We start from the raw sequence: 13,029 nt of genomic DNA, 5'->3' as shown, positions 1-13,029 counted from the left end.
TGCTGGCCATGTTCAGACTGATCCGGGCGTTGCAGTCTCGGGGGGCCTGGGAAGCACCGCTGCGTCTGATCCTGGTCACGCGAAACATCTGGACAGTGGTCGACCAGGATCGGGGCGACCCTGCGTTCGCGGCGGTCGTCGGTCTGTTCGGCTCGGTTCGGAACGAGAACCCGGACCTCGTCACCCTCGGCGTCGACCTGGAAGAGGATTCGGAAGCGAGTGTCGAGGCCTCCCTGGCCGCCGTCTTCTCCGAACCGCCCCAGGTCGGGAACACACGGGTGGCCTGGCGGGCCGGACGGCGTTACGAGCAGGTGCTGCGACCGATCGAGCCGGCACCTGCGGGGCGCCGCGCCTTTCGCGAGCGCGGCGTCTATCTGATCGCGGGCGGTGCCGGTGGGATTGGTTACGCGCTCGCCCGTCATCTGGCGAGCGAGTATCACGCCCGGATCGCCCTGCTCGGACGGCGACCGGCGGACCGGGAGATCGAGCACCAGCTCGTAACCCTCGCCGAACTCGGCGGCGAGGCGCTCTATCTGCGTGCGGATATCGCCGACGCGGCGGAGATCAAGGCCGCCTTCAGTGTGGTACGGGAGCGCTGGGGCCGGATCGACGGCGTCGTGCATTCGGCGCTCGTCCTGCGCGATCGCTGGCTGGCACGGATGCGGGAAGAGGATTTCCTGGCCGCGCTGGATCCCAAGGTCGAGGGGATGGTGAACCTCGCGCACGCGGCGCGCCGGTCCGGAGCCGGTTGGCTGCTCGCCTTCTCGTCGATCAATGCCTTCCTCACGGCGGCGGGTCAAGGCAACTACGCGGCGGGGAGCCTCTTCCTGGACAGCTACGCGCGCTGGGCGCTGGACGCCCTGGGACTGCCCACACGGGTCATCGACTGGGGCTATTGGGGCGAGATCGGCGTGGTAGCCGACGAACACTATCGCGCCGCCATGACGGCGCTGGGCTGGAGCTCGATCCACGAGGCCGAGGGACTCGAGGTGATCGAGCGTGTCCTGGCCCAGGACATCCCACAAATCATCTATGCCAAGGGCAGCGAGCGCTTGATGCGTGACCAGCTTGGGGTCGAGTTCGAGCCGGTGCGGGACGCGCCTGGCCATGACACGTCCTGGCGTTTCGAGGATCTGATCCGCGACCTGACGGAGGCCGATCCCGACGGCTCGCTCCCGACGCGCGCGGCGCTCCAGCGGGATGCGGCGGCGCTGGAACGGCTCGACCGGCTGGCCGAACGTCTGCTGGTCGAAAGGCTGCGCTCACTGGGGGGGCCTGGAGACGACACCGGGACACCGGACCTGGATCGACTCGCGGCGCGGCTGGGCGTGATTCCACGACATGATCGTCTGCTCGGCACCCTGCGCGGGATACTGACGCAGGCCGCCGCCGGCGGTGAACAGGAGGAGGCCGCGATGCTGGAGCGGCGCTTCCTGGAGGAACATCCGGGATTCGCCGGCCATGTCGAACTGCTGCGCACCTGCGTCGAGGCGCTGCCCGAGGTATTGCGTGGCCGGCGGCCCGCGACCGAGGTGATGTTCCCCGGGGGATCGCTGCGGCTCGTCGAGCGTATCTACTCGGGCACGGCCCAGATCGACTATCTGAACCAGTTGCTGGCGATCGTTGTGGAACGCGCGGTGCGTCGGCGGCTGGCCGATCTGGCGCCGGGGCAGAAGGTGCGCGTCGTCGAGATCGGCGCCGGCACCGGCAGCACCACCGCCGTCGTCGCCAGGGCGCTGCGCCGGTACGCAGACCGCGTCGATTATGTGTTCACGGATGTGTCAATGGGGTTCAGGAAGCGGTTCGACAGCCACTTCGCCGCCGACTATCCCTTCATGCGGTTCGAGGTCATGGATCTGGACTGCCGTCTCGAGGAGCAACGACTTCCCGCCGGCGAGGCCGACATCATCCTTGCGGCCAACGCCCTGCATGTCTGCGCCAGTCTCGAGCGTAGCCTGCGGCTACTGCGCGAGCTGTTGCGCGGCGACGGGTTGCTGGTGCTCAACGAGGTGCAAGAAGTCACCGTCTTCAATTCGCTGACCTATGGACTGCTGGACGGCTGGTGGCGCTTCGAGGACGGGCACCGCCGTCTCCCCGGCTCGCCGATCCTGGACCGCGCTCGATGGGAACGGGCGCTGATCGAGGAAGGCTTCTCGCCTGTCGCCTTCGCCGAACGGCTTCGCCATGCGTCGGCCCCCCTGGTCGGGACCGTGGTCTTTGCGCGCTCGGGTGGAGTCCCGTCCCCGAGCATCCCGCACGACAGACCGGCGGACGAGGCCTCGCCGGCGATGCGACCCGCCGATCGAGCGGACGCGCCGCGCGCCGACCGCGACAAGACGGTCGAGCGGCGGGTGCGCGAACGCATCGCCGCCGTCTTCGAGCGCGTCATTCGGGTGCCGCCGTCCGACCTGACGCCTGAGGCTACCTTCGATCAGCTCGGCGTGGATTCGATCGTCGCCGCCGAGCTCGTCGAGGCCCTGAACCAGGAGTTCGGGGTCGAGCTACGCTCGGTCGACCTGTTCAACTACACGACCCTGCCCAGCCTGGCCGATCGACTCATCGCGCTCCAGGGAACGAATCCCGTGAGGCCGTCCGATGTCGAGCCGGTCCCGAACGAGGCTCGGGTCGAGGTTCCGGTCGTCGAAGCGCCGACCGCCGTCCCAAATCCGGCGGCCTCCTTCCAGCTTCCAGCTTCCAGCTTCCAGCCAGAAAGCGGACCGCTGGAGGCTGACCGCTGGAAGCCGGCCCCCGATGCCATCGCGATCATCGGCTACTCGCTGCGCGTGCCGGGAGCCGACAGCCCCGCCGAGTTCTGGAGCAATCTCCGTGACGGGATCGACTCGGTGCGCGAGGTCTCCCCGGAGCGCTGGCGGCTCGACGACTTCCATACCGAGGGCCGGGAGACGCCGGGCCGCAGTTATTGCCGGCATGGCGGCTTCCTGTCGAACATCGACGGGTTCGATCCCCTGTTCTTCAACATCTCCCCGCACGAGGCGGAGCTGATGGATCCGCAGCAGCGGATCTTTCTGATGGAGTGCTGGAAGGCCCTGGAGGACGCCGGCTATGCCGGATCCGACCTGGACGGCCGACGGTGCGGCGTCTTTGCCGGGTGCTCGGTCGGCGACTACGAAAGCGTGCTCCGCGCGGCCGGGCGCGATGGCGAGGCCTATGCCTTCATGGGACTGTCCCCGGCGATCCTGCCCTCGCGCATCTCCTATTGGCTGAATCTGAAAGGGCCGAGCATCGCGGTCGACACCGCCTGCTCGGCCTCGGCCGTGGCCATCCATCTGGCCTGCGAGAGCCTGCGCCAGGGGGCGAGCGACATGGCCCTGAGCGGTGGCGTGAGTATCCTGAGCACCCCGCGCCTGCATGTGCTCGCCAGCCAGACCGGGATGCTGTCGCGAACCGGCGCCTGCCGGGCGTTCGGCGCCGGCGCGGATGGCTTCGTGCCCAGCGAGGCCTGTGCCGTGCTGCTGTTGAAGCGCCTGGACGAGGCGGTGCGTGACGGGGATCACATCCATGGCGTCATTCGTGGCTCGGCGATCAACCAGGACGGCAAGACCACGGGCATCACCGCGCCGAACGGCCCGTCGCAGACGGCGTTGATCCGCTCGGTCTATGAGCAATATGGGATCGATCCGACGACCATCGGCTATGTCGAATGCCATGGGACCGGCACCAAACTGGGCGATCCGATCGAGATCGGCGCACTGACCGACGCCTTTCGCGCCTTCACGGATCGCCGGGGGTTCTGCCCCCTGGGTTCGGTCAAGTCCAACATCGGACATGCGATGATGGCCTCGGCCGCCGTCAGCGTCATCAAGGTGCTGCTGGCACTGAAGCACGCGCAGATCCCGCCGACACTGCATTGCGACGATCCCAATCCGGACATCGATTTCGCCGCCGGCCCCTTCTTTCCGAACCTGAGGCTCAGACCCTGGACGCGCGAATCCGGAAGCCCCCGGCGGGCGGCGGTGAGTGCGTTCGGCTTCAGCGGAACCAACGTGCATCTGGTGATCGAAGAGCCGCCCGCCCGGCCCCCGGCGGTCGCGGAGACCGGAGACCGGCTGTTCACCCTGTCGGCCCGAGATCCGATCGCCCTGCGCCGCCGGGTCGAGGGTCTCGTCGCCTGTCTCGACGATGGGCTCGACGCGGGTTCGCCGGTCTCGCTCGAAGAGATCTCGCACGGCCTCAACGTCGGGCGCGGCCATTTCGAACATCGCCTCGCCCTGGTCGCCGGGGATCGGCTGGAGCTGCGGCAGTCGCTGCGACTCTGGCTGGAGGGGGCGCTGGTCGAGAACCTCTGGTCCGGTACGGTCCGGCGCTCCGTTGCGGACGACGTCGAAGCCGTGTCGGTGGACGGACCGCCGACACGCGCCCGGCTGCTCGAACTGGCCGCCCTCTATGTGAGTGGCCGCGAGATCGCCTGGTCGAGCCTCCATGCCCGGCCGGTGCGACGCATTCAGCTTCCGGTCTACCCCTTTACCCTGGAGCGATTCTGGGCCGATCCCCCTGAGCGCGGCGAGCCGGAGACGGTCCGGGTCCGTCCGGTCGAGGCGGCGCCGCCGGTGAGTCCGGCCGTCGAGGAGATGCTGTTCGCCCCGGTGTGGCGGGAGGCGCCCATGACCAGCGATCCGACCTCACCGCCCCAGGGGCCGGTGCTGGTCGTGGATTCGGGAGACGGGCTGGTCCGAGCCATCGCGGAGCGCTACCCGGATCTGACGTTGCTCCGGTCTCAGCCGACCGGCGAGACGGAGTACGCCGATCTGATCGCGACCCAGGCCCCGCGCGTCATCCTGGTGCGCGCCCAGGAGGGCGTGATCGGCATCGAAGAGGTCTATCGGTTGGCACGCGCCCTGGTGTCGAGTCCAGGGTCCAGGCCGGTGCGCCTGATCCTTGTGCTGTCGAGCGAGGCGCCGCCGGCACTCGCCGCGATTCCGGCCTTCCTGGCGACCCTGGCCCAGGAACGGCCCGGAATCCGCGTGCTCAGTCTGACCCTGGACGACGACCGCGCGGTCGCCGATGAACTCTTTGCCGATGACTCGGCGCGCGAGGTACGCCGGTGCGCGGGTGGGCGCGAGATCCGGACGCTCGAAGCCCATCCGCTCGGCGCGGTCGGTCTCGGGTTCCGGGAATCGGGTGTCTGTCTGATCTCGGGGGGCGCGGGCGGGCTGGGCTGGATCCTCTCCAGGCATCTGGTCGAGACCTATCGCGCCCGGCTGGTCTGGATCGGACGCTCGGAACCCGACGCGCGGTTGCGGGCGCGAATCCAGGAACTCGCCGCCCTGGGTGGACAGGTGCTCTATGTCCGCGGCGATGTCGGTCGGGAGGAGGATGTCCAGTCCGCCGTGCGTCTGGCCAGGGAGCGCTTCGGCGCCATCCATGCCGTGATCCACGCCGCCGGCGTGCTCCACAACAACTTCCTGATCAAGAAAGAACTCGGCGAATTTCGCCGCGTCCTGGCGCCCAAGCTCCTCGGCGCCATGCACCTGGACGCCGTGCTCAAGGACGAACCGCTCGATGCCTTCGTGCTCTTCTCCTCGGTCGCCGGGGTCTTGCCCGAGCCGGGGCAAGGCGACTATGCCTATGCCAATCGTTTCCTCGACGAGTTCGCCGTCCGGCGGGAAGGCTTGCGCGCGCGCGGCCTGCGGCACGGACGCAGCCTCGCGATCGACTGGCAGATGTGGCGGGACGGCGGCATGGCGACCGGCGCGGAGGCCGCCGAGCAGACCGAGCGGCAGAGCGGTCTGCCGGCGCTGGAATCCGCGTCCGGACTCCGGCTCCTGGAGCGCGCCCTGGGGAGCGCGGGTCTGGTCTCGGGTCTGTGCTGTCTGGGCCGTCGGGACAGGATCGTCGAGCGGATTGAGCGAGTTCAGGCGAATCCGGCTTTCAGCAGCCGGCCGCCAGCTTCCAGCGACCAGCCTCCAGCCGCCAGCTCTCTGGCTGAAAGCTGGAAGCCGGAAGCTGACGCCCAGCAACAGATCGAGCAGTTCGTGAAACAGCAGGTGGCGGAGCTGTTCAAGGTTCCGCTCGACCAATTCGAGATGGAGCGCCCCTTTGCCGAGTACGGTCTGGATTCCATCCTGGTGACGCGCTTCAATGCCCGGATCACGGAGCTGATTCCCGAGGTATCGCGGACGCTGCTGTTCGAGTTTCCGCATGCTCGGGCGTTGAGCGCCCATTTGCTCAGTGCTCATGGTGCCGAACTGGAGTCGCTGTTCGCCGCCGTTCCAGTCGCACAGGAGCGGTCCGAACCGGCGGAGGCGCGGGCCGCCCCGATCGAGGATTCTCCATCCGTCCACACGGTTCCGGAGGTTCAGTCGGCGCCACAGCCCGACTCCAACGACTCCAACGACTCCACCGAGATCGCGATCATCGGTCTCGCCGGGCGTTATCCGCAGGCCCCGGATCTCGCCGCCTTCTGGGACAATCTGACCCATGGGCGTGATTGCATCCGCGAAGTACCGCCGGAGCGCTGGGACGCCGAGGCCTGCCACGATCCCGACCCGGCCCGTGCGGCCGAAGGCAAGATCTATTGCAAGTGGGGCGGTTTTCTCGATGGCGTCGACCTGTTCGACCCAGGCTTCTTCAGTATGGCCCCGATCGAGGCCGAGACCCTGGATCCGCAGACGCGGCTCTTCCTGCAGACGGCCTGGCACGCCCTGGAGGATGCCGGTTATGCCCGCAGCCGGCTGCTCGCCTGGCACAGGCGCGAGGAACGGGCCAGGGTCGGCGTGTTCGCGGGCGTCACCCAGAACTCCTACCAGTTGCTCGGGGTCATGCGGAATCTCGAGACCCGGACCCGGGTCGACCAGTCGGGGGAGTGGTCGCTGGCGAACCACGTCTCCTATTTCTTCGATTTCAGCGGTCCCAGTCTGCCCGTCGACACCGCCTGTTCGTCGTCGCTGACCGCGATCCACCTGGCCTGCGAGAGTCTGCGCCGGGGTGAATGCGACCTGGCCCTGGCGGGCGGGGTGAACCTGCATCTGCATCCCATCAAATACGCCAGCGCCTGTGCGCTCGGCATGCTGTCGCCGTCGGGACGATGCCACAGCTTCGGCGCGGACGGCGACGGCTATGTGCCCGGCGAGGGAGTCGGCGTGGTCATCTTGAAACCGCTCGCCCAGGCACGCCGCGACGGCGATCACATCTATGGCGTCATCAAGGCGTCCGCAGTCAATCACGGCGGGCGCACCAATGGCTTCACCGTGCCGAGTCCGGCGGCGCAGGGGGCCGTCGTCGGCCAGGCCCTGCGCCAGGCGGGCATCGATCCGCGCACCATCGGTTATGTCGAGGCCCATGGCACGGGCACCAGGCTGGGCGATCCCATCGAAGTCGATGGACTGACCCGGGCCTTCACGTCGGGCCAGGACGCGGGCGCGTCCGGCTGGTGCGCGCTCGGATCGGTCAAGTCCAACATCGGCCACCTGGAGGCCGCCGCCGGGATCGCCGGCCTGACCAAGATCCTGCTCCAGTTCCGGCACCGGACACTGGTTCCGACCCTGAACGCCGAACGTCCGAACCCGGACATCGACTTCTCGCGCACGCCCTTCGTCTTGCAGCGCGAATTGCGGGATTGGGTCGTGCCCGAGGGCCAACCGCGCCGGGCGGGGCTCAGCTCCTTCGGGGCCGGCGGGACGAATGCCCATCTGATCGTCGAGGAGTACCGGATGGAGCCGCCGAAAGACCGGCTCCCGGTCACGACGACCGGATCCGAGTGGCTGATCCCGCTGTCGGCGCGCGGCGAGACCGAGTTGAGGAGTGCGGTCGGCAACCTGCTCGGCTACCTGTGGTCTCCCGACGCCGAGGCGGATCTGTCCGCGCTGGCCTATACGCTTCAGGTCGCGCGCGCCGAGTTGGCGGAGCGGGTCGCCTTCGTCGTCGGCGACCTTGAAGCGCTGAAACGACGACTGGCGGCCTTCCTGGATTCGGAGCCGACGGAAGCGATTCGCGGTCGTGCCGATCAGGAGCGCGTCGCGATCGATCCGGTTGCCATCGACCGGATGGATCTACGGGCGATCGCGCGGGCCTGGGTGACGGGGGCTGAGATCGACTGGCGCGTCCTCCATCCAGGGGGCGTTCCCCATCGCGTGCCGCAGCTGCCGGGCTATCCCTTCCTCGCGGATCGCTACTGGTACGGGAGTTTCGTGTCGGGCAAGGCGACGGCGGACAGGCCGGCACCCGCACCGGTCGCCGAACCGCCGGCTGCAAGGACCGTCGTGGACACGACACACTGGCTGGCCTCGGCCGGGCATTTCGAGGCCAGGCCCGAGGTCCGGATGGAGCGTCTCGACGCCGGCATCCTGGTCGTGCGCATGGAGGATCGCGCCAACCGAAATATGTTCACCGAGGCCCTGTTGCACGGGCTGATGCACTGTTTCGATCAGGTCGAGCGCGACCCGAGCGTCCGGGTTGTGGTCGTCACCGGCTGCGACAAGGTGTTCTCGATGGGCGGCACGCGCGAGGAGCTGCTGACCCTCACCGGAAATGTGGCCACCTTTGCCGACATGGAGTTCATTTTCAAGGGCTTCCTGCAATGCCGGGTGCCGGTGATCGCCGCCATCCAGGGACATGCGTCCGGCGGCGGACTGGTGTTCGGACTCTATGCCGACATGGTCGTCATGGCCGAAGAGGGGCTCTATAGCGCTGTCTTCACCAAGTACGGGTTCACGCCCGGACTGGGGGCCACCCTGATCCTGCCCGACAAGCTCGGCGGGGCGCTGGCGGTGGAAATGATGATGACGGCCGCCACCTATCGTGGGACCGATCTCAAGCAGCGTGGCGCCAACGTCCTGTTCCAGCCGCAGGCCAGGGTGCTGGACGAGGCCATCGCGCTGGCACGGTCGCTGACCCGGATACCCGACTACACGCTGAGGACGCTCAAGGACAGCCTCGCGCGCGAAAAACTCGCCCGGCTCCCCGCTGTCATCGCCGAAGAACTGCGTATGCATGGCGAGACCTTCGGCCATCCCGAGGTGAAGGCGCGGATCAGTCGCTTCTTCCGCGAGGACGGCGAAGACCAGGGCGACGAGGACGCGGATCTCAAAGAAACGGCCGGCGACGAGTCGAGCGCGATGGATGCAGCCACGCCTGCCGTCGCCCCGCCTCCGCCGGCCATCGCGTCCGGAACGACGGTCCCCGCCTTGGAGGCCGAGGACTTGCGGCGGACCATGGCCCTCAGTCTGTGCGACAAGCTGCACATCGAGCCTGGAACGCTGGACCGCCGGATGAGCTTCCGCGATCTGGGTCTCGACTCGATCACGGGTGTCGAATTCATCCACGAGGTCAACCGCACCTTCGGGCTCGGTCTGGATGCGTCGATCGTCTACGACCTGACCCATTTCGATGCCCTGGCGGACCATGTCGCAAGTCTGGTCGAGACGGCGACGAAGCCAGCAACCACCACGCCGCCGGCAGCGAAACCAACGTCCGCGCCGGCCAAGCTTCAGCTTCGGGATGTTAGCGCCGACCCGCCGTCGCCACCGGCCGAGGCGCGCAAGCCGATCACACTGTCTCCAGTCGGTGTTTCCGTCGAATCGAACCTGAACCCGCCCCCGGCCCTTGCAGCGGCCTCCTTGCAGCTTCCAGCTTCCAGCTTTCCGCCAGAGAGCGAGCGGCTGGAGACTGACCGCAGGAGGCCAGCCCCCGACGCCATCGCGATCATCGGCCTGTCCTGCCGTCTGCCGGGCGCGCCGGATCTCGACACCTTCTGGCGCCATCTCGCTCAGGGAGTCGACAGCGTCTCCGTGGTTCCGCGCGATCGCTTCGATGTCGAGCGCCTGTTCGATCCGGACCCGGAGGCGATCGACAAGACCTATTGTAAATGGGGAGGATTCATCGACGAGGTCGACCGCTTCGATCCGCTCTTCTTCAATCTCTCCCATGCAGAAGCCGAGGTCATGGACCCGCAGCAGCGTCTGTTCCTGGAGGAAGCCTGGAAGGCGTTCGAGCACGCCGGCTATTGCAGTCGGTCCCTGAACGGCACGAGATGCGGTCTCTTCGTCGGCGCGGCCATGGGTGAATACGGCGCCATCCTGAAGCGCGAGAACCCCGAACTCTTCCATACCGCCTTCGCCGGCATGGGGTTGACGCCCTCGATCATGGTGGCGCGCATCTCCTACCTGCTGAACCTGAAAGGCCCGAGCATGGCGCTGGACACGGCCTGCTCGTCATCCCTGGTGGCCCTGCATCAGGCCTGTCGCAGTCTCGAGGTCGGGGACTGCGATCTGGCGCTGGCGGGCGGCATCAATCTGATTCTGGAACCGGACCAGTTGGTGACGACGAGCAAGCTGCGCATGCTCTCACCGACCGGACGCTGCCGGCCCTTCGATCACCGTGCCGACGGCATCGCCCTGAGCGAGGGCGTGGCCATGGTGATCGTCAAGCGGCTCGACGAGGCGCTAAGGGACGGCGATCACATCTACGGCGTGATCGAGGCGACCGGGATCAACCAGGACGGCAAGACCAACGGCATCACCTCGCCGAGCGCGACCTCCCAGACCGAGCTGCAACGCCGGGTGCTCGAACGTGCCGGGGTGAATCCCGAATGGATCGGCCTGATGGAGGCGCACGGGACCGGGACGCGGCTCGGTGATCCGGTCGAGGTTCGCGGTCTCAACGAGACCTTCCGGGCCTACACCCGGAAGCGCGGGTTCTGCGCCCTGGGATCGGTCAAGTCCAATATCGGACATACCTCGTTCGCCTCGGGGCTGGCAGGACTGATCAAGGTGCTGCTCGCCTTCGAGCACGAGCAAATTCCGCCGACCCTGCATTTCGAGCGCCCGAACGAGGAGATCCGGTTCGACGACAGTCCCTTCTTCGTCAATACCGAGCCGCAGGAGTGGCGCCGCACGCCGGGACGGCCGCGCCATGCGGCGGTGAGCTCGTTCGGCTACAGCGGGACCAATGCCTATGCGGTGCTGTCGGACTTCGACGACGGCGGGCGAGCCGAGTCCGTGGACGGCCTGGAGCTGATCGTCCTCTCGGCCAAGACCAGGGCGGCGCTCGATGAGTCGGTCGCGCGGCTGCATGACCGGCTCGATCCATCCGGCACGACGTTCCGGGCGAACCTGCGTCTCGACGACCTGGCGTTCACGCTGCAAACCGGTCGCGACGCCCTGGAGTTCCGGCTGGCCTGGATCGTCGGCGGACTCGACGCGCTGCGGCAGCGATTGGCGGAGGCCCGACGCGGCGACCTCTCGCACGCCTATCAGGGCTTGCCTGTCCGTGACTCGGGCCGAATGCCGGTCGCCGCCGAACGCCAGGCCGCTCTTGAAACCGACGCTGAAACCGAACTCCCGAGACTGGCCCGGGCCTGGGTCGAGGGCGCCGAGATCGACTGGACGCCGCTCTGGCGGTCGCGCTCGGCGCGGCGCACCGCGCTTCCGACCTATCCGTTCGCCCGTGAGCGCTGCTGGGTTCAGTCGGCCGCGCCGGACCGCGCCAGGACTGACGTGGGCGTTCAGTCCCCCTCGCCCCGGCCGCTTCCCGCTGGGAGAGAGCCTGAACGCCTCCCGACGGACGACAGCATCACCATCCCGCTGGCCGCCGATGATCTGCGGCTCCTGGGACATCGAGTGAAGGGGCACGTCACGGTGTCCGGGGCACTGATGCTCGAACTGGTGGCGGCCGCCATCGCCGAGACGCGGGGAGGCGCGGCGGACGCGGTCGAGTTCGAGCAGGTCGTGTGGCTCGAGCCGCTGGTCGCCGAGAACGGTGTCGATCTCAGGGTACGGCTGGACTCCGAGCCGGGCGGGACGCTGTCCTTCCAGATCCTTGCCGGCACTTCTCCGTCCGTCACCCATGCCGAGGGACGGGCGCGGATCGATCGCGCGCGGACGCCGGAGCGGGTCGATCACAGCGCCTGGCCGGCGGCCGGACCTCATCGTCAGTCGGGAGACGAACTCTATGCCTGGCTGGCTCGGGCCGGTCTCGACTACCGCGACGACTACCGTGTGATCGAGGACATCCAATGGGACGATGACCGGGCCATCGCTCGGCTGCGTCTTCCAGCCGGGATGGACGCGCGGAAGGTGCTGAACTGTTTTCTGCTCGACGGCGCCTTGCAGGCGGCCTCGGTTCTGGCAGCGGCGTCCGGCGGAGCGACCGCCGTGCCCTTTGCCATCGATCGTTTGTGGTGTAACGGATTGAACGCGCCCGGACTGGTCGAGGTTCGGCGCGGCGTCCGGCGTGGCGATATCCAAACCTTCGATCTCCGTCTGTTCGACCAGGATGGTCTGGCACGGCTGGAGATCCAGGGGTTCGGCATCCGGGCATCGGGTCCGCCGTCCGCTCCGATCTATCTGCGACCGCACTGGGAGCGGCGCGAGCGACCGGACACCCAGGTTGGCGACAGCGGTGGCGTTGGAAGACTGCTGCTGTTCGGTGACGACGACGGACTCGACGGCGAGCTGCGCGCTGCCTGGCCCCGGCTGGAGATCCAGCGTGTCAACGGCAGCCTCTATCCCGCCGCCGGCCACCGAAACGAGGGGTCTTCGTCCGACGAGTTTCGAGGCGATGAGACGTCCTTAGAGCGGCTGCTGGAGACGACGGCTCCGGATTACATCCTCTACCGTCTGAAACCGACATCCGATGATCCGTCCGGGGCGTTCGAGTCGCTCTTCCCGCTGTCCAAGGCGCTGGTGCGTCAGGGGCTGACGAAGCCGGTCACTGTGCTCTGCCTCGGGTCCGACGCCTCGGATCCGGCCTTCATGGCCCTCGGCGCCTTTGGCCGGACCGTGGCCCAGGAGCAGCCAATGCTGCGGATCAAGACCCTCGCCACCGGCTCGGCCGATGTCTCTCGCCTGCGGGAGATCGTCGCCGAGTTGTGGTGATGCCCACTCACCACGAGCCGTCAACTACCCCGGCCTGAAGGCCGGAGCTTGAAAGAGCTGGGTTGACCAGGGAAAGCGGTGAAAACCCGCTGCGTTTGCAACAGGTCGCACAGACCGACTCCGAGGTGCTTCCTCAGCCTCGGACTCTCGAAGACCCGGATCATGCAGGCGAAAGGTAAAGCGTCGAAGGTTCGGG

The 13,029-nt window shown here is 67.8% G+C and carries 1 protein-coding gene (only partly in view); it reads left to right on the top strand.

Annotated features, from left to right (window positions below; all coding sequences use genetic code 11):
- Positions 1 to 12,833: the 3' portion of an SDR family NAD(P)-dependent oxidoreductase gene (locus HW932_RS19210; protein ID WP_176978082.1), read on the top strand. It extends 6,847 nt beyond the left edge of the window; 12,833 of the gene's 19,680 nt are visible here — the last part of the coding sequence; the start codon falls outside the window, past its left edge; its stop codon occupies positions 12,831 to 12,833.
- Positions 12,834 to 13,029: the final 196 nt, after the last annotated feature.

Origin of the sequence: Allochromatium humboldtianum, from assembly GCF_013385175.1 — a bacterium.
GTDB classification, from domain to species: domain Bacteria; phylum Pseudomonadota; class Gammaproteobacteria; order Chromatiales; family Chromatiaceae; genus Thermochromatium; species Thermochromatium humboldtianum.
Note: the sequence above shows the minus strand (reverse complement) of the source record. Positions and strands in the feature narration are given on the sequence as shown.